This window comes from Streptomyces filipinensis (genome assembly GCF_014649495.1).
GTDB classification, from domain to species: domain Bacteria; phylum Actinomycetota; class Actinomycetes; order Streptomycetales; family Streptomycetaceae; genus Streptomyces; species Streptomyces filipinensis.
This window is the reverse complement of the sequence record NZ_BMTD01000024.1, coordinates 40,739-62,721: the sequence shown is the minus strand read 5'-3', so window position 1 is coordinate 62,721 and position 21,983 is coordinate 40,739. Positions and strand designations below refer to the sequence as shown.

Below are 21,983 nucleotides of genomic sequence, written 5' to 3'. Positions count from 1 at the left end.
AGGGGTGCGCAAGACGATCTCATGTGAGACTGTCTCATCAGACACGAAAGTACTGGGGGATACACATGTCGCTCCAACCTGCCCGTCCGCGTTGGCCGATGGGCACGCTGCGGGTCACCGCAGCGCTCGTCGCACTGCTCGCGCTGGCGCAGCCGTTCCTGGCCGGGGGGTTCCTGCAAGGGACCTACCCCCTGCTCGACGCCCACATGAAGGCCGCGATGATCCTCTCGACGGCCGTCCTGCTGACCGTCATCGCCGCGCTGCTGGTCTGGCGGCTCGGCGGAGGGCCGAGCGTGTTCGCCCTGCGGTACGCGATCCTGCTCGTGCTGTGTGTGGCGCAGATCAGCCTCGGGTTCAGCCGCGTTCTGATCCTGCACATCCCGCTCGGTGTCGGCATCTTCGTGATGGCCGAGAAGTTCGTCACCGACGTCTTCCGCCTCAAGCCGGGGGCCGAGGCCGCCGCTGCGGCCGCCACCGAATCGGCTGAGCCCACCGAGCTGGCTGAGGCCCAGGCATGAGCGGCACGAACCCCTGGAGCCGGCGCAAGTTCCTCGGAGTGGGCGCCGTGGGCGCCCTGGGGGCCGGGGCCGTCGCGGTCGGCCTGCCCACGCTCGGTGGGCTGATCCCCGGTGGGCAGCCCGGCCTGTTGCTGCGCAGCCGGGTGCCCCTGCCCAAGCGCTACGCGGTGCAGCTGCCGATCCCGTCCGTGCTCCAGCCGACCCGCACCGACGGCACCACCGACTACTACAAGATCACCGCCCGTCCGGGCCTGGCCCACCTGGTGCCCGGTCACGACACCGAGGTCTGGGGCTACCAGGGCATGTTCCCCGGCCCGACGATCGAGTCGCGCTCAGGCCGCCGGACGGTGGTCACTCACCGCAACGAGCTGCCGCACCCGACCGTCGTGCACCTGCACGGCGGCCACACGCCGCACGAGAGCGACGGCTACCCGATGGACCAGACCGCCCCGCTCGGTGGCGGCACCGGCGGGCCCGGTGCGAGCTCCATGGCCGGGATGGCGGGTATGGACCCGGCGGCGGTCCAGCGCGAGCGCGTCTACGACTACCCGATGAACCAGCGGGCCGCGACGCTCTGGTACCACGACCACACGATGGGCTTCACCGGCCCGCACGTGTACCGGGGGCTGGCCGGCTTCCATCTGGTCCGCGACGACGAGGAGGCCTCGCTCGGTCTGCCGCACGGCCCGCGGGAGCTGCCGCTGATGATCGCGGACCGCTCGTTCGCCGCCGACGGCTCCTTCGCCTGCCCCGCGCTGGACGCGAGCGAGGTCAAGCCTGGCGTCCAGGCCGCCTACATGAACGGCGTGCTGGGCGACGTCATCCTGGTCAACGGCGCGCCCTGGCCGGTCGCGCCGGTGGACCGCGCCCGCTACCGGCTGCGCATCCTCAACGCCTCCAACGCGCGCCGCTACCGGCTGGAGCTCGACCCGCAACCGCCGGGCGGCGGGGGACTGCTGCAGATCGGCTCCGACGGCGGCCTGCTGGAGCGCCCGGTCGCGCACGACGCGATCGAGCTGGCCCCGGCCGAACGCTTCGACCTCGTGGTCGACTTCGCCCGCTACCCGGTCGGCAGCAGCGTCCGGCTGGTCAACCGGCTCGGCAGCGGCGGGACGGCCGAGGTCATGCGCTTCGACATCAGCAGCGCCTCGGTGAGTGACGACTCCCGGGCGCCAGGCGGCACGCTGGCCAAGGTCGAGAAGCTGGACCCGGCCAAGGCCGTGGCAGCCCGGACCTTCGTATTCCAGAAGTCGCAGGACAACTGGACGATCAACGGCCAGGACTACAAGCCCGGTCGCTCCCTGGCCATGCCGAAGCTCGGCCAGGTGGAGATCTGGCGGTTCGTCACCGACTTCCACCACCCCGTCCACCTACACCTGGACCCGTTCCAGGTGGTCAGCCGCAACGCGGCCGCTCCCGGGGCGTTCGACGCGGGCTGGAAGGACACCGTCGACGTGCTGCCCGCGCAGGGTGTCGAGGTCGCGGTCCGTTTCACCGACTACGCGGGCCGGTTCCTGCTGCACTGCCACAACCTCGAACACGAGGACATGGCGATGATGGCGGAGTTCACCACCGCGCAGTGACGTCGCACCACTGGGACAGGGGCATGCGCGACATCACTCGCCGCGTGCCCCTGCAGCAGAAGCGTGACCAGAGCGCCAGCCGCGAGAAGCGAGGCTCCAGCGGAGGCCGGCCGCCGAGGTTCGACACGGCCGGCCATCGCGAGCGCCACGCCGTGGAGTTAGCACATGCAGTCGGCGGCACCACTCGGCACCGGGAACGCCGGATGATCCGGCCGGAGCGTGAACTCCGGCCGGGCTGACGGCCGTCGTCAGACGCTCCAGATCTCCTTCATCGTCTCGACTTCGCCCTTGGCGTTCAGCGTGACGTCGTAGATGTTGCCGAAGCAGCCGTAGGGCGCCTTCACCTTGGGGTAGTCCTTGGTGGGAGCCCCGATTTCCTCGGCCAGGCAGCGGTCGATGTGCAGCGACAGCTGCTCATGGTCGACCTGCTTCCACTTGCCGGGGCCGGCAGCCAGGGCCAGATATGCCTTGACGCCCTCGGGAAGGACGTAGTGCTTGGTCTGAGCCCCCTTCTCGGCGCCGTAGATCCAGTCGTTCGGCGTGCAGTGCGGCTTGGCCTCCGCGGCCTCGAAGCCGCTGGAGTCACGCATCAGCTCGACCTTCAACTTCGTGTGTCCTGCGGGCAGGGTCGGGGGCTTGCCGCAGTCCCCGCCCTTTCCGTCACCATCGACGTCATCGGTCGGGTCGCTGTTACCAGGCTTGCCGGTGTCCGATGCCTTGGACGCCGTAGCCGACGGCGCGCTCGACGGCGAGGCGCTGCTGCCGGAACCTCCGGTCGCGCCCGCGGCGTCGGAGTCGTCCGGATCGCAGGCGGCGACGCCGCTGAGGGCAGCCAGAAGCACAACCGTGCTGAGAACACGGCGAGTTGATGTCATTCTTCCATTCCCCCGAATGAGAGAGCTCGGTGATGTGATCATGATTGATCGACGGAGCTTTCTACACCACGGAGTCGTTGAAAGGCCAATTGGCGGGGCCCGCGAGGAGCGCCTGCGAGGACTTCGCCCGCCGCGACCAGCGCACCAGCGCCGCCCGCTCGTCCTCGGACAACACCGGCTGGGCCATCGGCCGCCCCGTCTTCGCCATCGAGCCAGCCCGCTGCTTCGACGAATTCCCCACGCAGGGCCCTGGTCGGAGCCCAGCCCGGTGTCCGGGTGGCAGAGCCGGGCACCCTGACACCTGCTGGCGGTGCGTCACCACCGCCTGCTCGCTGGGACTTCCTACGAGGGCAGTCGGATCGGCCGCAGGCTGCCAGGCGAACTCCGCCGACTCGACCTGCTCCGCGGTCAGGTGCAAAACCCACAGATTGGTCCCCAGCCACATGCAGTTGGGGCGCCGCCGCCCACGCACCCGCCACCACTCTCTCGACACGGGGCTGGTTCGTGCTGCGTGCACAGCAGCCGCTGGCTTGTCAGATCCTTCGCCTAGGCTGTCGCGGAGATTCGATCAAGGAGCAGGGTAGTGCGGATAGAGCGTCACCAGGTTGGCGGCCCCGTCGTGTCGGCGGCACGTGAGGACTTCACGAACCGCATCGGGCGCCAGGTGCGGTCCATGTCGAGGGGCGGCCGGATGGCCACCTACGAATGGCAGTCGATCGCAGACGAGTTCCTCGACTACCTGGGCGCCCTCTCCGTCGAGACACCCGACCTCGACACCCCGGAGGCCAAGGCCGCCCTCAAGGACGCATCCGAAGCCGCGGCCGGCGCTGTCGCCTACGCGGCGTACCACCCGCACTGCAGCTTCCAGGTCTTCCTGGAGTACGTGAACTTCGGCATGAGCTACGGCCCCGGTGAGGATGCTCCCGAGGAGAGCGTCACGCCCGGGGAGTGGATCGACGCGCTCTGCCTGGCGGTCCTCAGGGACAAAGCCAAGTGGCACGGCGAGGCCTTCCACTTCGCCCGGCAGAAGTTCGCCGAGAGGGCGCAGGGGACGCCCATCGGCGAGCTCGCCACCGGACTGACGGCCGTGGTCCTGGACGACACCGGCGACGACGAGGAGTACCCGCCGAGCGCGCAGGCCAAGCTCACAGCCGTCGACGCGGCCCTGGACCGCCTCCGAACCCGCGCCCGGGAGACCGGCGAGCCGCTTCTGGACCGGCCGGGCAGTGCGGCGCTGCTCACGCTGCGCGCCCTGACCGCCGAGGACCGGGAAGCCTTCGATGCCGCACTGGCCGACCTCCTGGCCAGGCACACCACCCTGCACAGCCCCGCGGCCTCCCCGAGCAGCCTTCTCCCGCTTGTCCCCATCGCCCTCGCCGCGCTCGCGTACCGAACCCTGGGCTGGGCGCCTGCCGTCCACACCGACTACCTCCCGCACGCGCTGGTCACCGGCTTCGAGACCCGAGGCCCGCGGGTCGCGGGGTTCGGCCGGGACCGGCGGCCGGACGCGGTGGCCGCGCTCGCCGCGGGCCCGCTGGTGGTCGAGCGGCCGGTCTGCGAGCGGACGGTGAACCCGCGGATCGAGGCCATGTACGAGGAACACATCCAGGAGGCGTTCACGCCCGACGGCGAAGAACCCCTGGATGTCGGGCTGCTGGGCAGCGTCATGGGCGATCAGGCGCGCCTGTTCAAGTGGCGTGCGGGGAGCTCCGGCGGCGTCACGGACGCGCAGCTCGCGAACCTTCGCCTCGCGTCCCAGACGGGGGCGGCCCTCTTCCGCATCGCCCTCGCGGAACCGGGCACCGAAGCCGAGGTGAAGGTCGACGGCCGCACACTGCGCTACCCGGCCGAGCGGGGCGAGGAAGCCGCCGCCGGGAACTGGCAGACGGCCACCGCCTTCGCCCTCATCACCGGCGCACGCGAGGACCTCACCCCGCTGGTCCTCACCGGACCCGCCTTCGCCCGCCCGGACCGCTCCGCCTTCAGCGCGTACCGCGAAGCCCTTCACGCCTACCTCAAGGGCGTTGATCCCGAGCCGGCCGCGCAGCGGGCGCTGCGACAAGCCGAGAAAGCCAAGGACTGGGGCTTCGCCATGCCGCCGGCCGTGCTGCTGTCACAACTCGTGGAGGGCGACGAGGAGAGCTTCAACCTGGCCCTGGCCGACGCGCTCGAAGCCCACCGTGACTACTACCAGGTCGCCGACCGCGCCGACGATCCAGATGCTTCCGTCAACCTCGACATCCTCGCGCTGGCCTGCCACGCCCGTCGCCGCGGCTGGGCCATCCGCGTCGAATCCCCCTACCTTCCACAGAGTCTTCTGCGGGCCGCTGAACCCTTCTAGGAGCTGGCCTGGCAGCCCGGAGAGCAACGGACCGCTTGTCTGCGAGCCGTCGATGCGTGACCGCATGGTCCACGAGTCACGGCTTGAGCTGACACGTCTGCTCTACGCCGACTGCGACCAGGACGTGAGGGCGATCTGCGCTCAGCCGTTTCTTCTCTCCACCAGCGTTCTTGCCAGGTCACCAGTCCTGCCGCGTGTTCACGCGGTTCTGGAGTTGCGCGGTCAACCCGTGGCCCTCGCCCAACACACGTTGGGCGTCGGCCAGGGCCTCCCTGTAGTACGTCAGAGCGCTGTCGAAGTCGCCGGCTCTCCGATAGGCGCCACCGAGGGTGCCCCGGGAGGTGATCGAATGCGGATGATCGCGGCCCAGGACGTGGATGCGATCCCGAAGGACCGTGTGCAGGACGGGGATCGCCGTGGCCAGGTCGCCGGCTTCCGCGAGGGCGCAGGCGAGGTTGTTGCGCGCCATCAGCGTGTCGGGATGGTTCGAGCCCAGGACCCTTGTGCGGTCGCGAACGACTTCCTCGTACAGGGCTATGGCCCTATCCGTGGCGCCGACCGCGTCGTAGCAGCCGGCGAGAATGTTGAGGGAGGTCAGAATGTCCGGGTGGTCGGTGCTCAGGACACGCCGCCGGTCGGCGAGGACCGCTTCGGCCAGCGGGATCGCCCGCTCCCCGTCGCCGGCGACCTGATAGATGAGGGCGAGGTCGCTGCGAGAGGTCAACGTGTCCGGGTGGTCCGGCCCCAGCACCCGTGCGCGGTCGTCGGCCGTTCTCTCGTACAGCTCCGTCGCCCGTTCGAGGTCGCCCAGTGACCTGTAGGCGGACGCCAGGTTGTTGCCGGTGCTGAGGGTCTGCGGGTGGTCCGGGCCGAGCACCCGTTTCATGTCCTCGATGAGTTCGGTGTACAGCGAGATCGCCTGGTCCGGTCGGCCTGCCGCGCCACGCGCGTACGCGAGGTTGTGGCGCGCGGTCAGCGTGTTCGGGTGATCTCGGCCCCGAACGCCCTCGTGATCGGCCAGGACCTCGGTGTACAGCGGGATCGCCAGGTCCGGTCGGCCCGCCGAATCGAAGGCGTGGGCCAGGTTGTTGCGCGCCATCAGGGTGCAGGGGTGGTTGCGGCCGAACACTCGCTCAGAGTCGTCAAGCGCCTGGCCGAGCTGCTCGATCGCCAGGTCGAGCCTGCCCGCTGCCTCGTAGGCGCTGGCGAGGCGGACCCGGGACGTGTGGGTCTCCGGGTGGTCCGGGCCCAGCACGTCTCGGCGATCGGCGAAGGCCGTCTCGAACAGCGGGATCGCGCGCGCCAGGTCCCCGGACTCCTCGTAGGCCGAGGCGAGTGCGACGCGCATGGTCAGGGCCAAAGGATGCCTCGGTCCGAAGTCACGCTCGCGGGCTCGCAGGGCATGCACCAGGTAGGGCACCGCGCGGTGCTGCTGGCTCTGCTGGATCAGGTGGATGGCCGTGTTCATGAACAGGGCGTCCGCGAGAGGGAGCGGATCCTCGGCGGCCGATTCCGCGAACAGCGCGTCGATGTGGGGCAGCAGCAGGCGCCAGGTGGCCGTGTCCGCCAGGGCATTCTCCGCCGGGAAGGCCGCGGACAGCAGCGCGACGGCGTTGGTCCACCCTTCGCGGACGGCGTCGGCGCTGCGATGCGGGTTACCGGCTTCCGGCGTGCGGGTGACGGCCTGCACGAGGCGGTGCACCGAGATCCGGGCGCCGACAGGGTCCCCGTCGTCGTTCTTCAAGGTGATCATGCTGTAGGCGTTCAGTCGGCCGACGGCGCGGTTCGCCGCTGCCTGGTCGGGCATCGGGTCCAGAAGGCGCCGCGGGATCCCGGTCGGCGCGAACCATGCCAGAGCCCGCAGGAGTTCCACCGCGACCGGTTCCTGCTCGGCCAGACGGTCCAGCGTCACCGACCAGACCGCGGATACGGTCCGGTCCCGGGCCGTGCCGGTCGCGGCGTCGCGCAGCGTGCTGGCGCGGTCGTCGGCCAGGAGCCTGAGATATTCGCGAGCCTCGGTCCTGGTCTCCTCCAGATAGGCGCCGGCCTGATCCAGAGCCAGCGGCAGGTGTCCCAGCGCACGGCACAGGTCCGCGGCTGCGGCGTCGTCGAGCTCGGCGCCTGCCCCGCGCAGCACTTTCGCGGCCGCCTCCGGCGCCAGCGTGCCCACGGCCAAGGTTTGGATTCCGCGCCAGCCGGTCGCCAGCCTTGTGGTGATCAGGAACCGTCCCTCGGCCAGTCGGGCCAGCAGGGGGGTGATGTCGCTTCGGTCGTTGACGTTGTCCAGGATCAGCAGCCACCCGCGATGCGCGCCCAGCCAGGCCGTGGCCCAAGCGGCCGCCGATGGCGGGGCGGTCTCCGCCCAGCGCGAGTCAAGCCGGGCGGCGAGACCCGCGAGGCCAGCTTCGATCTCGTCCGGGTTCTCCGCACTCAGCCAGTGGATCAGGGCGTGGCCGCCCCGGTGGACCTCGGCGTAGTGGTTGGCCAGTGTCGACTTGCCCACGCCACCGAGCCCGGTCAGCGCCCTGACGATCAGGCCCGGGCCCGCAGCCTCCGACAGCGCCGCGTGCAGCTCGGCGATCTCCGTCTCACGTCCCACAACGGGCGCCCCTGCCACGTGAGCCGGGGACAGCGAGACCGGCGGCGACGGAAATCCGGTGTCGACGGGGCTTGGCGGCGGTCCGTCGAAGACCACCAGAACGTTGGTGGCGTCGTCACCGGTGGAGATGATGCCGTAGTTGTCCGCGCCGAGGGTCACGGCGCGAGCCGCGGCTCTGTCCGCCTCGGTCATCCAGGGTTCGCGATGCTGTTGCGGACGTTGTCTCCCAGCGACACGATGCCGTGGTTGGTCGTCATCCGCACCGACCGGTCCCCGGAGACCGTCGCCCGGCCGACCCCCGACTCGGCCAGCAGCGCAGCCAGGTCGTCGGCCAGACCGTCCTCGCGGCCGAGGGCCTTCTCGACCTTGGCTCGCAGTACGGCTGTGTAGTCCTCGTCCGCCGGATCGTCGGCAACGGCCAGGACCGCTCTGGACATCTGCGCGTCGGAGTCGGGATTGCGCCGCAGCCGCTCCAGCAGCCGCCGCCCCAGTCGCACGGTGGCCTCTTCCGCAGCCACCTCGCCGTGGCCGAGAACGTTCCGACCGTAGGTCGCCGCGGCGGCGGTCACGGCCGATACCACTCCGTCAATCATCGAGTTGTCCATCCAACCCCCCCAATGGCCTCGGACACCGGCAGCACGCCGTGGTCGGAATATTAATGAAGAGCCCGGGCAGAAGGGGCGTTTTGGAGATTCCGTCGTCGGGCGGTTCCCGCCGCTTTTGGGGCGGCGACCGCCGCCTGAGCGAGGTCTGGACTCCGAAGACGGCAGACTGCTCGGCCTCCAGCCCACCTCAGGACCACTGGCGGTCCTCGGCGTTGATGTCAGCCGTGGATGTCACCCGCATGCGTCGAGGGCGTCCGCGAGGAAGTGGGCCTGGCTTGATGTGATGCCGAGAGCGAGCGGTATGTGGCGGGGGCTGTAGGGCGATGAACATATGACGATCGGGCTGTCGGCAGTCACGGTCCAACGGGGACCCTCGCCTGGTTCCGGCTCGCCCAGCAAGCTTGTCGCCAACGCGCGGGCTGCATCGTAGGCGACTCCACAGTGGGTCAGCGCCTGCGTGACAGTACCGTGGGCTCGGTCGGGTATTTCCGCGTTCCCGAGCATCGGAAGGAGGAGCGTCGGCAACAACGGCTCCAGCACCGCCCCCTGCTCGTCCGTGAGATCTCCTCGGAGGAAGAGTGATCCTTCACCGCTCGCGATCCACTTTCGCTACACGGCCTCAGGACCTCGCGGGCTGGTTCGCGATCAGCAGAGTGGTGCCGGCGGGGGAGAAACCCAGGCGGGCGTAGATTCGGGCGACGGCGTCCTGCGCGTAGGCGAGGAACACCGTGCTCACCCCGTGCTCGCGGGCATGCTCGACCAGTGCCGCGGTGACCGCCGGGGCCAGGCCCTGGCGGCGGGCGACGGGGAGGGTGCCGATGCCGCCGATCTCTGTGGCGCCCGCCGCCGGGTGGTAGTGGCCGGCGGCCAGCGGGGTGCCGTCGGCGGCGACGGCCGCGATGAGCGTCTTGTGCCCGGCGCGGAGCGTAGGGCGAACCGACTCCACGGTGCCGTCCTCGGACAGCTCGGCAGCCACCGACAGCGACTCCGCAGGGCCCGCCGGGCCCAGGGCGGTGTCCTGCTGCCCGAACGCCAGACGGGGGAGCGCGAGCACGGCGGGCAGCGCGGGGTCGTCGGCCGTCATCACCCGTAGCTTCACACCGTCCGGCAACGGCGCCGGGGCCACGGGACGGTCGATGTCCATCAACGGCCGTTCCAGCACCGGCAGTCCGCTGCCCTCGACAAGAACACGCATCCCGGGCGCCGCCTCCGCGAGCCACTCGAACGCCTCCGGCACGCCCAGTTCGCGCTGCCGTGCGCGCACGCACGCGATGTCGGCGGCCGTGACGGCCGAGGCTCCCTGTGCGATGGGCTGGGCATGGCTTGGTCCGCCGTAGTACGGAGTGCCGGGCTCCTTGCGCACGAACAGCCTCAGCGGACCGAAGTCTTCCGCCTCGGCGAACAGCAGGGGCACCGTGGCGTAGTACCGCTCTATCCGGTCCCGCAGGGAGTCACTCATACGGCGTAGTTGATCACAGAGCCCTGCACAACTGTATCTTGTGCAACTCGGCCGTCCGGCGCGGTCAGGCGGGATGAGGGCGCCCGGTGGGTCCGTTCGCCTCGCCCCAGGTCGCCTGCTCACGCGTCGCCGCCCATGTTCAAGTGGCATCCCGGTGCGGCGGTGTCCGACATGGTCGGCAGAGGAGCACGATGGGGCGGCGGACAGCACAGGGCGGAGGCGGCTGGGTTCGACCGCCAGGGACGGCCTCTTCAACGAGGCCTGGCAGCGGCCGGGGCGCCTCGCGGTATCGGGGCAGAGTCGGTGGGCCACAGCCCGCCATAAGCGGGTTGATACGGCTCGGCGTCGGCCGGTCGTGCGATCTCTTTCGGGTCGACGGCCATGACGTAGGACCAGCCGCGTTCCTCCAGCGCGAGCCGGAAGGAGACGCTGCGGCCATAACCGGCATCGGCCACGATCACCGGCACCGCCACCCCTGCCCGGCCAGACGGTCCAGCAGCCCCCGAGCCAGACGGGTCTTGGACACATGCCCGGCCTCCTCAGGTACACGTCCACCGGGGAGTGACGTGCTGTACGCGTCGCCGTGCCCACGCCGGGCGTGCAGCAAGGTCGCGCCGATGAGGGGGTGTCCAGTCCCGCACTCCCAGCTGGTGCCGCATCAGGCAACGTTTGCCCTGTCGACGACGGCGCGTAGGTGCCGGTCGTCGGCGTGGCGGTTGCGCAGATGATGTGGCGGCGGATCATGCTGCCCTGCTTCTTGTGGTCAGCGTGGTCGGTGCCGTCGAGGGTGAAGTGGCGCAGGGCCATGAACTGGAACACGATCGGCGCCAGCGGACGAGACCGGCTTACGAGGCAGCCGAACCACGAGCCGGCGTTCATGTGAGCCAGGTACGGCAAGTCGGGTGCAAGTGCCCGGCAATCGGGCTCCGAACACTGGGGATCATGACCACGAGCAATGCTTCGGACTCAGCCGTTCACCCCTACACCCGCGAGATGGCGATGATCCACCAGGTGTTCCGTCGCGAGTCGCGCCTGCTGGCCGACCTCGTCCAGGACGTTCGGCCCGCGGACACCGCCCGCGCCCGGATCCTCGCCGAGCACTGGCGGCTCTACTCAATCGGCCTGCACGCCCACCACACCGGGGAGGACGAGATGCTGTGGCCGGTCCTGCTGCCCCATCTGGACCTCGATGCCGAGCAGGTGCTGGCCATGGAGGCGCAGCACCGGGAGCTCTCCGAAGGGATCAGCGAGGCCCAGGTGCTCATGGACCGGTGGCAGGCGAAGGTCCTGTCCGAGGACCGTGACGAGCTGGCCGAGGCGCTGCGTCGGCATCACCGGCAGCTGTGCGCCCATCTTGACGAGGAGGAACGGCAGGTCATGCCTCTTGTCGCCCGCCACGTGAACGAGAAGGACTGGCATGCGGTCGGGGAGCGGGGCCTCGCCGAGACGCCCCGCAACCGGCTGATGATCGCGCTCGGCGCCATCCTGGAAGACGCCTCTCCCGAGGAGCGCAGGGAGTTCCTCGCCCGGCTGCCCGTTCCGGCGCGGGTGCTGTGGAAGCTGCTCGGGCAGCGGCGGTACCGCCGCGAGACCGACCGGATCCGGGGGCGGCGTACAACCGCGTGACCGGTCGTCCCCGCCCGGCTGGGCCGGATGCGCGCCAGTGCGTCCGGACCCGTTGTCCACCCCTCACCGATCGAGGAACCTCACCGATGCGCATCGGATTCTCCGTACCCCAGTTCGGTCCGTTCGCCGACCCCCGCCTCTCCGTCGGCATGTGCACGGCGTTGGAAGCGCTGGGCTGCCACAGCCTCTGGGTGGCCGACCGCCTCTTGGCCCCGCTCAGCCCGCCCGACGGCTACCCGGGCGGGAAGATGCCCGACCGGTACGGCACCCACCTCGACCCGCTGCTCGCGCTGGGCGTGGCAGCCATGGCGACCGAACGGGTACGTCTGGGCAGCAGTACGCTCAACGCCCTGTGGCAGCCGCCCCTCGTGCTCGCCCGGGCGCTGACGACACTCGACCTGCTCAGCCGCGGGCGCCTGGATGTGGGCATCGGGCTGGGCTGGATGCGGGAGGAGTACGAGGCCGCCGGAGTGCCCTGGGAAGGACGGGGCGCCCGGCTGGAGGAGACTCTGGACGTCCTCGACGCCGTGTGGCGGCCCGGGTCGGTGGTCCACACCGGCCCGCTGTGGACGATCCGCGAGTCGACCATCCTGCCCAAGCCCCTCCAGGAGCCGAGGCCACCGGTGCTTCTGGGCGGATTCACCCCATTTGCCCTGGAGCGGGTGGGCCGGCGTGCCGACGGCTGGCTCGCGGCCTCGATGCCGCTTGAGCACTTCCGCGGTCTGTGGGCCGTGGCCTCCGAGGCGGCCGAGCGGGCGGGGCGGGACCCGGCAGGACTGCGGCGGGTGCTGCGTGTGAACCCTGACGTCACCAAGTCCGCGGCCGACCCGGCGGAGGGCCACCACCGTGGGACCGTGCGCCAGATCTGCGACCACCTGCGCACGATGTGCGCGGCGGAGACCGACGAGGTGCTCGTGGACCTCCAGTTGACGACGGACTCGCCCGGTCGGTTCCTCGAGCTGGCGGCGGAGTTCATGGCCGAGCTGGCCTAGCGTTGCGCGATCCGGACCGGCCCCACCTCCGTGACCGCCTCCCGTTCTACTCGCCCGACTGCGGAAGCCGGGCCAGGGCTGCCCGGGCGGCATCCGACCAGTGCGGGGAGTCCCAGGCGGCTGCCACCCGCTCGGCCTCCCGGTAGTGGCGCTCCGCTTCCTGCGCCAGGCCCAGGAACTGGGCGAGTTCGCCCAGGGTCTGCGCGACGGGCCGGAAGACGAGGCTGAGGCTGCTCGCTCCGCCTGCCAGCCCCTGAAGGGGAAGGAGATCGCGGTAGACCTCGGCGGCCGCTTGCCGGTCGCCGAAGGCGATGGCGGCGATGCCGCGCAGGCCGGCCAGGATGGAGTAGGCGAAGTCGCGGCGGATCGGCGCCCTGCGGGCGAAGACCTCACGGGCCTCTTCGCCACGGTCCGCGGCCAGCAGGGCGAGGGCGGTGAGGGCTTCGTTGTGCGGCTGGTACTGCTCCCACACCGCGAGCAGCACCGGCAGGACCTCGGCGAGCCGGCCCTGCTGCAGGCGGATGCATCCGGCCGCCAGGCCCGCCAGTCCGCTGAGGTCCACCGCCCCACGCGCTCGCAGTTCCGCCACCGCGGACGCCAGGTCCTGCTCCGCCTCGCCGAATCGGCCCTGGGCCATGGCGACCATGGGGCGGCGCAGCCTGGCGATGGCGAAGGCACCGCGCAGCTCGTAGGTGTGGGCGATCTCGTCGGCGCGTACGAGGCACCGCTCCATCTGCGCCGGGTCGTTGCCGGCGGCGGCGATCCGGGCGGCGATGTAGGAACTCATCCAGGAGTACTCGGGGCTGTCCTGGGAGGCGGCGACCTCGGCGAGTTCCTCGTGGAGTTCGAGATAGGCGGCGGGTTCCAGTTCGCAGTCGATGCGGCGCAGCAAGGAGGTGAGGGTCAGGCCCTGGAGCCGGGGATCGCCCACGGCCCTGGCGAGCTCCACGGCCTGGCGTGCCACGATCACGGCGCGGGGGTCGGTGTCGTCCAGTGCGTCGGCGAGCTGGTCGAGGAGCAGGCACCGCTGCCGGTCGTCCGGGTGGTGATTCTCCAGCAGGTTCGTGAGCTCCTCGACGGCCTCGGGATCACAGGCCGCGTACGGGCGGACGCGCCAGGGCGTCGGTTCCGTCCATGTCGTGTAGGCGGCGGTCAGCAGGTCCGCCCGGCCCTCGGCACGGGCCACCCGGACGGCCTGCTGCTGTGCGTCGCGGGCCGGTACGACGGCCCCCATCCGGATCCGGCAGTCGACGAGCTGGCCCAGCAGCATCACACGCAGCAGGGCGGCGTCCTGGTCTGCGAAGGCTGCCGGATGGTCGGCCAGAAGGCCGAGGGCCGTGTTCAGCAGGGCTTCGGCGTTCTGCGGGGCATAGCGGCGCACGGCCTGCTCGCACGCCAGCCGGGCATGGTGGACCGCGGGGCCGGCGTCGGCGGTCACGACCGCGGCCGCCCGCAGGAGGTGGTGGGCGGTGGCGGCGACGTCGTCCGAGCCGAGGGCGATCAGGCTCCTGCCCAGTCGGGAATGCATCCGGGCCAACCGCAGGCGTGTGAGGTCCGCCTCCAGGGCGTCTCGTACGAGGGCGTGGCTGAAGCGGACCGTACCCGCCCGCGGCTCGGTGAGCAGCCCGGCGGTCACGCCGGCGTCCAGGGCGTCGAGGAGTTGCTCGGGTTCGCAGTCCGCGGCCTGCACCAGGAGGGCGATCGGGGCCTCGCGTCCGGCGACGGCTGCGAGCCGCAGTCCGGCCGTGACGGTCGGTGCGAGCAGGGCGAGCCTGCGCCGCAGTACGTCCTGGACCCCTTGCGGGATGCGGGCCAGGGCTTGCTGCTCGCCCTCGTCGGCCAGCAGGAGGGAACTTTCACGGAGGTAGAAGGGGTTGCCCCCGGCCCGTTCGGCCAGGGCCGCCGCGGCCTGCTCGCTGATGCCGGCCGTCGACCGCCGCAGCAGTTCCTTCGCCTGCGTGTCCGACAGGCCCGAGAGCTTGATTCGTACGGGCGAGCAGGCGGCCAGGCGTGCCAGTGCGCCGGTCAGGTCGCCCTCGCCGGTGCGGTACGAGCCGACCAGGACCAGTGGCGCGTCGCGCAACTGCTCGGCGCAGAGCAGGAACAGCTCGATGCTCTCCTGGTCGCCCCGGTGCAGGTCGTCCAGCACGATCGCCAGCGGCTGCCGCGCGGCTGCGTCGCGGAGCCAGCCGAGCAGCGCCCGGTGCAGCCGAAAGCGCCGGGCCGGGCTGCCGTCCGGCTGCTCGGAGCCGCTCGAGGTGCCCGGGGCCAGCAGGGGGGCCAGCTCGTCGGCGTACGGTCCTGGTGGCGCGTCTTCGGCGAGGCCGGGGAGGAGATCGAACCAGGCCCGGCCGGGCGGGGCGCCGTCGGTCTCCGGGCACTGCCCGGATCCGACCAGCCAGCCCTGTGGGGGCAGTTGGCGCAGCGCGGCCTGCAGAAGGCTCGACTTGCCGATTCCGGCCTCGCCGGAGACCAGGACCACCTGCGCGCGGCCGCCGCGTGCCCGCTCCGCCGCGTCGGCGATTGCCGCCAGCTCTTCGTCACGGCCCAGGAGCCGGCCTGCCATGAGGACCGTCGGCGCAGTCGGTGTCCCCGGTCCGGCAGCCGTGACGGAGCCGTGGAGCGTCACGGCGGCGGCCGTCCCGGTTCGCGCGGCGGTCGCGGTGGGCGCCCCGGTCTCTCGGTGAAGGACGTCCAGACGCTGGTGCAGCAGGGCCTGCTCCAGCTCCAGCAGAGCCGGACCGGGTTCGACGCCGAGTTCTTCTCCGAGGACGTGCCGGGCCTGCCTCAGTGCCGCCAGGGCGTCCCCCTGCCGGTCGCGGGCCCACAGCGCCAGCGCCAGCAGCCGCCATCCCTCCTCGTGCAACGGCTGCTCCCGGGTCAGCGCGCCCGCGTCGGTGAGGGCCTGCGCAACCTGCCCGTGGCTCAGCCGCGTGGCGACGAGCCGTTCGCGGGCAGCGCGGTGCAGTTCCTCCAGGCGGGTGCGTTCACCGGCCGTCCAGGGCTCGTCCGCGAACTCCGCGTACGGCTGCCCGCCCCACGAGGCGAGCGCTTCGGCCAAGCCCTCGGCCGCGGCGTGGGCGGGCAGACCCGCAACCGAGCAGGCCGCGACCCGGTCCTCGAACACCCAGGCGTCCAGCGCGTCCCGTTCCAGGGCGAGGGCGTAGCCGTACGGCGCGCTGAGCAGGAGCCGAGCGGCGGTCCTCGGTGCTCGTTCCGGTTCGAGAAGGCGCCGCAGACGCGCGATGTAGGCGTGCAGCGACGCCTGCGCACTCGACGGGACACGCGTGGGCCACAACCTCTCGATGATCCGCTCCGTGGAGACGACCTCTCCACGGGCGAGCAGGAGTTGGACCAGAACCATCCGCGCGAGCCGACCCGGTGTGGCAACCGGGCGGCCGCCGACCTCGACCCGGAACGCGCCGAGCACCTTCATTGTGACCATGACAACCACATCGTAAACGGCGCGGCACCGTTGGACGATCTCCGGCGACCGTGCCGAGAACCCGAAGAACCTCGCCTGGTCCCCTCTCCCGCCGCGCCGTCAGGCCGCGTGCCCCGAACGAGCCGGCGTGGTGATCAATGGTGCGGGGACTTCATGACGGCCGCCAGGCGGTCCCCGTCCGACGGTGCGGGGAACGCTGGGCGGGCCGAGCGACGCCCGAGACGGGCGAGTGCTGCGGCGAGGTGGCCGATCAGGGCTCGCACGGAGACTCCTCACGCACGGAGAGGCAGTTCAGCACGGTCGGCTCCGTCCTGTATGCGACGGTGCCGCCAGGGCACGGAACTGATCCCACTGCACTTTCGGGCGGGGCAGACCGCGCCGCGCGAGATAGCGGTCGGTCGACCGCTTGGTCTGGCGCAGGACCCGCAGGGCATCGCTGACCCGGCCCGAACCCATGGGTTCGATCACGCTGGACGGCACCAGGAGCCAGCCCGAACCGGTCTGCCTCAGGTCTCCGCGTACGAGCGCGTTGTACATGTGGTTCAGCAGTTCGTCGTGCCGGTGCACCAGCAGGCTGGCCGGCCCCGGCTCGACACGGCAGTCCGGTGGGACCTCGACCAGATAGCCCGACAGTGTCGGCTGCGGGCGGGTACGGGCGAGCAGCGGTGCCCCCGAGGCGTCCCGGCCGGCCAGTACCGCCGTCGGCATGCGGCCGAGTTGCGCGGCCCCGGGCAGCGTGTGCGTCGCGGCGGCGGGAGCCGGCGCATCGAGCCACTGCAGCTCCTCCAGGCCCGGCCTTATGCTCACCCGTTCGGGTTCGACGGTGACGAGGAGGCGCAGGTAGTACCAGGACATCACCGGCCTCATGGGGCGCTTGAGGTAGGCGCGGCTGTGCGGCTGGCGTTCGAAGAGCCTGCGCCAGTACTCCTCGGCCCCTTCCGGCCCCGTCATGATCGCGTCGGGGCAGTGGGCGCGGCCGCTGACGAACACTTGCGGAGCCCGGTCCAGTTCGCTTCCCGTGGGGTCGGAGAAGAGCAGTGCGACCCGGCCGTCGCGGCGTATGTTCAGCGCCTTTTGGGCGAAGGCGAGGGACGTGGTCAGCAGGAGGGTTCCGTCTTCGCGCCGAGCCACGGCCGTCGGCCAGGCCAACGGCGTTCCGTTCTTGCCGAGGGTGACGAACTCGCAGGTGCGGTAGGCGTCCAGGACGTCGTGGGGAGCGCAGTCGAGTACCGTCATCGCGCCGCTCCGCGGACGAGTACGGCCGGCGTCCGCTGCGCGGTGCGTTCGCGGAGCGATGGCCGGACGGACTCGTCCTCACCGTTGCGGTGGCGGTGCAGCCCGTGTTCGGTCAAGCGGGGGGCGACCGAGGCGGCCCGGCCCGTTGCACCGTGCGGGGCTGCGGGGAGCAGGGGCGACAGCGGTCTCCGCTCGCGGTGGTCCGCGATCGTCTCGTAGGGGCGGGGCTGTTCGGAGGTACTGCTGGGTGACACGCTCGGTTGCTCCAGGATCGAATGCCGACGGCGGATACGACACGGTGCCCGCCGGCCCTTGGCGCGGACTTGGTGCCGACTTGCCGTTCCCCTGGACACCGAAGGTCCAGCTCGGCGGCACGCTGCGTGTGTGAGCGAGCCACCGCGGCATCAACCCCAAGCGCCAGCAGCTGGAGCGATGCCTGGCCCCGCCGCTAGTGCTGTGACCGGGATGGTTCACCGTGATCGGAAGGCGGCTCGCGGGACGAGCGCACGCGCAAGGGCTGGTATTACTGGGGCATGCAGGAAGAGATTGCACGCTCCGCGATCGACACGTTCATCTCCGCGTTTAACGCCTCGGACGACAGCTATGTGACTGCCCTGCTCTCCCAGGCTCTGACCTCAGACGTGGTCTTCTGGGGGCCGTTGGGTCGCAGCGAAGGAATCGCGGCGGTCGAGCGGTTCGTGCTGGACATCCGGCGTCACCCGGCGGGGACCGGCACGATGGTGCGCTGCTCGGCGGTGGACATGCCGGACGAGTGGGCCCGGTACCAGTGGGTCTTTACCACGCCGGATGGAGGTCCCCGCCTGGCGGGAACGGACGTCGTCCATCTGCGGCGGAGCCTCATCGACCAGGTCATCGTCTTTGCGGGGGAGATCGAACCGTCCGCCTCCTGAGTCGTCCTTCTGTCGCTGTCCTTCTCCTGAACCCGCCCCCTTCGGCGCTCGGGGGCTGCGGTTCGCGGTTGGTCAGGCTGCGGTGTCGAGGGGGCGTCCGCCCCGGCGGATGCCCTTCTCGCTGCGGACACGGGCGCGTTCCTTGCGTGGGGCGGTGAGTACGTCGGGGTGGCGGGCGTTGGTATTACGCCAGCGCAGGTAGCGGTGCGGTGCCCGGGTCTGTGCGGGGTGGCTGCGGTGGTGGGAGTTGGCCAGGGTGAACTGCCGCAGCGGGCCGAAATGGGCCTCGATCGGATTGGCCCAGGAAGCGTAGGTCGGGGTGAAGCACAGCTCGACCTTGTTCTTCTTCGCCCAGTGGCGGATGTCCGCACCGGTGTGAGCGGAGAGGTTGTCCAGGATGATGCAGATCGGGACGCCGTCGGGCCGGGCGGCACGGATCGACTTGAGCGCGGCCAGGGTGTTGGCGCTGCCCCTGCGACGTCGGTTGACGCCCCACAGGCGGTCGTCGCCCACGGAGTAGCAGCCGTGGAGGTAGGTGACGCCGTGAGTGCGGCGGTAGGTCGCCGGCAGCCGGTTTGGCTTGCCCTGCTTCGTCCAGCAGGAGCCCGCGGTGGGCCGGATCCCCAGGGGCCCGAACTCGTCGAAGGCGAAGACCCGGTCCGGGAAGCGGTCCAGCACCTGCTCGATCCGGTCGAGCTTGGCGTCGCGATCAGGGTCGGGCGACTCCTTCCAGGTCGTGGTGCGCTGGAAGGTGATGCCGTGGCGCCGGAGCAGGCACCGTGAGGCTTCACGGCCGATGCGGATGACGCGGCCGTGCACTTTGCGCAGTTAGGCGGCGAGCTTGCGGATCGACCAGCGGGTGAAGGGTTGGCCGAGCCTGGTGGGGCGAGTGGTGGCCGTCCGGATGACGAAGTCCTCGTCTTCACGCCTGAGTAGGCGGGGACGGCCTCCCGCCCACTGAGGGTCCAGGCAGGCCAGGCCGAGCTGGCAACGCGCTGTTCAGCCGTCGATTACCCCGGCTGCATCGCGGGCTTGGTGTGGGACGATGGCAGCCCGGCGCATGACCATCCCGCACTCGTTACAGAGCATGGACGGTTTCAGCTGGCGGCGTTGTAGCAGGCCGCCCAAGCGGAAAAGCTTTCATTGTCTCGGGTGGCGACGCCTTGGACCGTCCAGCCCGTACCATCCTCCGTGGGAAAAGAATCATGGATATTAACGCCGCCGCTCTGCCTGTACCCTCCGCCGGTTGCCGTCTTCCCAGGAGGACACTGCGCGGTGATAGTAACCGTGGCTCCAGACTCCATTACCCCGCTGGCCGCAACGGCCCTTTCGAACCCTGTCAGCCCTCCCGCGTTGGAAGGCGGAGTTGTGGTGGTCGCGGTCTGATTGCAGGCCGCGATCTGGTTCACCTGGTTGTTGTCGCCCTTCACTTGCGCGTCTTGCCTGTTGATGCAGAGGAGGGGCGAAAGGATGCTGATGGGCGGCAGGGGTCCATCTTGCGCGTTGGCGCTGACAGTACCCGCGACGGTCAGTGATGCCGTCGCTGCCAGCAGCACAGCAAGACGAGAGGCAAACTTCACTTCGGACGCTCCTTCTTCTTTCCCCTTATAGGGAGGTAGCTCAGTTTTCACCAGATCTGCGTCCGTAGTCGGGATCGACACAACAACTTCATACCTTCGGCGCGTTTAACGACTCCCGAGGAAAGGAGGTTTCAGGACCGCCGGGAATGACTGTGTGTCAGTTCTCAGGGGAGTCGTTTGTCAGTGGGTTCGGTCCACGGTCAAGCGCCGAACGGCGTGTCTGGGAAGTCAAGACCGCCCCGACGGACAAGCGAAGCTCCTCATCCGCGACCGGCCCCTGTCCTGCCTGGAGGAACAAGTTCCTCACGCACGCCGAGAAGGGCAGGTGACCTCCCAGGCTGCCTCGATCATCCGGAAGATCTCGTCCACCGCGGCCTCCGGATCGGCCGCCTCACGGGCCAGCGAATAGGCGTCGATCACGAACCTCGCGATCGTCCGGCTCGCCGTTGCGGTCTGCGACAGTTCGGGATCGGCGGCGATGGCGGTTGCCAGCGTCTCCGCGTGGCGCAGCCTCATCGACTCCTCGTACTTCCGCAGGGCGGGTGATTCGTCGATCATGCGCCAGATCGGGGCGGCGCTGTCCGCCGTGCAATGTCGCACCAGGGCCTGGATCTCGCGGCGCAGCGCAGGGATGAGCGGCTCGTGCGGCGCCCGGCCGGTGACCGCCTGCGTGAGGCGTTGCTCGAAGTCTTCGTCCTGCTCGAAAACCAGGGCCTCTTTGGAGGCGAAGTGGGAGAAGAGCGTGGTGACGGCCACGTCGGCCTCAGCGGCCACTTCACGGATACCCACGGCGTCGTACCCGCGTTCCAGGAAGAGCCGCAGGGCGGTACCGGCGATCTTCTGGCGGGTCGCGGCCTTCTTGCGCTCACGGCGTCCGGGCGGCACTGTCATGCCCTGACACTATCAGGTACGAAACCGGAGCGGATTCAAAACCGTAACGGTTAGTGCTACGGTCCACCGGATGAAGAAGGTGAGCTTCGCCGAGTTCGGCGGTCCGGACGTTCTGCAACTCATAGATGCCGAGGAGCCGCACGCGGGCCCCGGCCGGGTACGCATCGCCGTGCGGGCGGCGGGCGTGAACCCCGTCGACTGGAGAATTCGTGAAGGCCAGATCCTGAAGGCCCATCCGATCGAGTTGCCCGCCGGAGTCGGGCTGGACGCCGCCGGGGTGGTGGACGAGGTCGGCGAGGGCGTCGACGGGGTCGAGGTCGGCGACCACGTGTTCGGCGAAGGCTCCAGCACCTATGCCGAGTTCGCCGTGCTGTCGGCCTGGGCCCGTATGCCTGAAGGTCTGACGTTCGAAGAGGCCGCCGGGTACCCCTCCGTGGTGGAGACCGCGCTGCGCATCATCCGCGAGGTCGGTGTGCAGCCCGGACAGACGCTGCTGGTCAGCGGTGCGTCCGGGGGAGTCGGATCGGCGGTGCTGCAGATCGCCCGCGACCGCGGCATCACGGTGATCGGCACCGCCGGGGCGGCGAACCAGGGCTATCTGCGGAGCCTGGGTGCCCTCGCCACGACGTACGGCGAGGGCTGGGTCGAGCGGGTGCGGCAGCTCGGCCATGTCGACGCGGCTCTCGATCTCGCCGGCTCGGGCGTGATCCGCGAGCTCGTCGAGCTGACCGGGGACCCGCAGAAGGTGATCTCCATCGCCGATCTCGATGCGCCGGAGCTCGGTGTCCGGTTCTCCGGCGTGGCCGGGAGCGTGCCGGATGCGCTCGCCGAGGCCGTCGGCCTCATCTCGCGGCGAAAGCTCCACATCCCGGTCGAGAAGTCGTACACGCTCGCCGAGGCCGCGGCGGCCCACATCGACAGCCAAGCCGGTCACACGCGCGGGCGCCGGGTCGTGGTCGTCTGAGCCGTTTCCTGCGCAGTTGCACGGCGCCTTCGGCATCGCCAGGGCGATGACCTGCGGTCACCCTTAACAGTCCGCACTGTCTCCGGGCTTGGCCGGTTATCGGGCGATGTGTCCTGAAAACGAAAGAAAGTTGGTAGTAGAGAACTTTCGGTAGTGGTGCTATGCGAGAGATGAAGGATTGTGGCCCTTCGAAGTCGCCCTGCGCGGCCGGGGGGCTTCAAACCGCCTCATGCTGCGTTGCACTGCCGGCGCTGACGCCTCCTGGCGGATAGCCGGTCGGGTTCCGCAGGCGCACCCGGTGGCGGCCTTCGCCTCCGTCGTGATGGGGGCCGTTGTGCATCTGCTGGACACCGCCATC

17 protein-coding genes and 3 pseudogenes are annotated in these 21,983 nt (G+C 70.4%); 7 read left to right on the top strand and 13 right to left on the bottom strand.

What is annotated here, in order from left to right; genetic code table 11:
• Nucleotides 1-65: 65 nt before the first annotated feature.
• On the top strand, nucleotides 66-518 hold the full coding sequence (locus IE244_RS36050) for a hypothetical protein (RefSeq protein ID WP_191877796.1): 453 nt from the start codon (nucleotides 66-68) through the stop codon (nucleotides 516-518).
• Complete coding sequence (locus IE244_RS36045) at nucleotides 515-2,101, top strand: multicopper oxidase family protein (RefSeq protein WP_191877795.1); 1,587 nt, start codon at nucleotides 515-517, stop codon at nucleotides 2,099-2,101. The genes IE244_RS36050 and IE244_RS36045 overlap by 4 nt, the downstream gene beginning before the upstream one ends.
• 248 nt (nucleotides 2,102-2,349) lie before the next feature.
• On the opposite strand, the gene IE244_RS36040 is transcribed toward IE244_RS36045, so the two are convergent.
• Both IE244_RS36040 and IE244_RS36035 read right to left on the bottom strand, forming a co-directional pair.
• Entirely contained in the window at nucleotides 2,350-2,943 is a 594-nt protein-coding gene (locus IE244_RS36040; protein WP_191877794.1) for a hypothetical protein, read from the bottom strand.
• Between the two features lie 94 nt (nucleotides 2,944-3,037).
• On the bottom strand, nucleotides 3,038-3,184 hold the full coding sequence (locus tag IE244_RS36035; protein ID WP_191877793.1) for a hypothetical protein: 147 nt from the start codon (nucleotides 3,182-3,184) through the stop codon (nucleotides 3,038-3,040).
• 483 nt (nucleotides 3,185-3,667) lie between these two features.
• On the opposite strand from IE244_RS36035, the gene IE244_RS36030 reads away from it, so the two are divergent.
• Nucleotides 3,668-5,317: an immunity 49 family protein gene (locus tag IE244_RS36030; RefSeq protein WP_229854631.1), complete on the top strand. Its 1,650-nt coding sequence runs from the start codon at nucleotides 3,668-3,670 to the stop codon at nucleotides 5,315-5,317.
• Nucleotides 5,318-5,495: 178 nt separating this feature from the next.
• On the opposite strand, the gene IE244_RS36025 is transcribed toward IE244_RS36030, so the two are convergent.
• The 5 genes and pseudogenes from IE244_RS36025 to IE244_RS43085 form a co-directional block, all read right to left on the bottom strand.
• Nucleotides 5,496-8,108: a tetratricopeptide repeat protein gene (locus tag IE244_RS36025; RefSeq protein ID WP_191877791.1), complete on the bottom strand. Its 2,613-nt coding sequence runs from the start codon at nucleotides 8,106-8,108 to the stop codon at nucleotides 5,496-5,498.
• Nucleotides 8,105-8,521, bottom strand: coding sequence for a hypothetical protein (locus tag IE244_RS36020; RefSeq protein ID WP_191877790.1), 417 nt, complete (start codon nucleotides 8,519-8,521; stop codon nucleotides 8,105-8,107). The genes IE244_RS36025 and IE244_RS36020 overlap by 4 nt, the downstream gene beginning before the upstream one ends.
• A 619-nt stretch (nucleotides 8,522-9,140) precedes the next feature.
• Entirely contained in the window at nucleotides 9,141-9,980 is an 840-nt protein-coding gene (locus IE244_RS36015) for a GNAT family N-acetyltransferase (RefSeq protein ID WP_191877789.1), read from the bottom strand.
• A gap of 238 nt (nucleotides 9,981-10,218) precedes the next feature.
• Nucleotides 10,219-10,527: pseudogene (locus IE244_RS36010) on the bottom strand (transposase); the annotation flags it as partial.
• A gap of 111 nt (nucleotides 10,528-10,638) precedes the next feature.
• Nucleotides 10,639-10,793: pseudogene (locus IE244_RS43085) on the bottom strand (IS630 family transposase); the annotation flags it as partial.
• 129 nt (nucleotides 10,794-10,922) lie between these two features.
• Between IE244_RS43085 and IE244_RS36005 the strand changes: the two are divergent.
• Both IE244_RS36005 and IE244_RS36000 read left to right on the top strand, forming a co-directional pair.
• Nucleotides 10,923-11,606 carry a hemerythrin domain-containing protein gene (locus tag IE244_RS36005; protein ID WP_191877788.1) on the top strand — a complete coding sequence of 228 codons (684 nt, stop codon included), beginning with the start codon at nucleotides 10,923-10,925 and terminating at the stop codon, nucleotides 11,604-11,606.
• Nucleotides 11,607-11,692: 86 nt separating this feature from the next.
• Complete coding sequence (locus IE244_RS36000) at nucleotides 11,693-12,598, top strand: TIGR03619 family F420-dependent LLM class oxidoreductase (RefSeq protein ID WP_191877787.1); 906 nt, start codon at nucleotides 11,693-11,695, stop codon at nucleotides 12,596-12,598.
• A 46-nt stretch (nucleotides 12,599-12,644) separates the two neighbouring features.
• Here IE244_RS36000 and IE244_RS35995 read toward each other — a convergent pair whose 3' ends face one another.
• From IE244_RS35995 to IE244_RS35985, 3 genes are all read right to left on the bottom strand, one after another.
• The gene (locus IE244_RS35995) at nucleotides 12,645-16,043 is read right to left on the bottom strand and encodes an ATP-binding protein (protein ID WP_191877786.1); all 3,399 of its coding nucleotides are present in this window, start codon (nucleotides 16,041-16,043) and stop codon (nucleotides 12,645-12,647) included.
• Between the two features lie 291 nt (nucleotides 16,044-16,334).
• The gene (locus IE244_RS35990) at nucleotides 16,335-17,279 is read right to left on the bottom strand and encodes a pyridoxamine 5'-phosphate oxidase family protein (RefSeq protein WP_191877785.1); all 945 of its coding nucleotides are present in this window, start codon (nucleotides 17,277-17,279) and stop codon (nucleotides 16,335-16,337) included.
• Nucleotides 17,276-17,533, bottom strand: a complete 258-nt coding sequence (locus IE244_RS35985) for a hypothetical protein (RefSeq protein ID WP_191877784.1) — start codon at nucleotides 17,531-17,533, stop codon at nucleotides 17,276-17,278. Before IE244_RS35985 ends, IE244_RS35990 begins: the two co-directional genes overlap by 4 nt.
• A gap of 279 nt (nucleotides 17,534-17,812) precedes the next feature.
• Between IE244_RS35985 and IE244_RS35980 the strand changes: the two genes are divergently transcribed.
• Entirely contained in the window at nucleotides 17,813-18,190 is a 378-nt protein-coding gene (locus tag IE244_RS35980) for a hypothetical protein (RefSeq protein ID WP_030825962.1), read from the top strand.
• Between the two features lie 72 nt (nucleotides 18,191-18,262).
• Here the strand turns inward: IE244_RS35980 and IE244_RS35975 are convergent.
• The 3 genes and pseudogenes from IE244_RS35975 to IE244_RS35965 form a co-directional block, all read right to left on the bottom strand.
• A pseudogene (locus tag IE244_RS35975) lies at nucleotides 18,263-19,177 on the bottom strand (IS630 family transposase); the annotation flags it as partial.
• 110 nt (nucleotides 19,178-19,287) lie between these two features.
• On the bottom strand, nucleotides 19,288-19,851 hold the full coding sequence (locus IE244_RS35970; protein ID WP_191877783.1) for a hypothetical protein: 564 nt from the start codon (nucleotides 19,849-19,851) through the stop codon (nucleotides 19,288-19,290).
• A 222-nt stretch (nucleotides 19,852-20,073) separates the two neighbouring features.
• Entirely contained in the window at nucleotides 20,074-20,661 is a 588-nt protein-coding gene (locus tag IE244_RS35965; protein ID WP_191877782.1) for a TetR/AcrR family transcriptional regulator, read from the bottom strand.
• Between the two features lie 70 nt (nucleotides 20,662-20,731).
• Between IE244_RS35965 and IE244_RS35960 the strand changes: the two genes are divergently transcribed.
• A complete protein-coding gene (locus IE244_RS35960; RefSeq protein ID WP_191877781.1) occupies nucleotides 20,732-21,625 on the top strand; it encodes an NADP-dependent oxidoreductase in 894 nt (297 codons plus the stop codon).
• The last annotated feature ends 358 nt before the right edge of the window (nucleotides 21,626-21,983 follow it).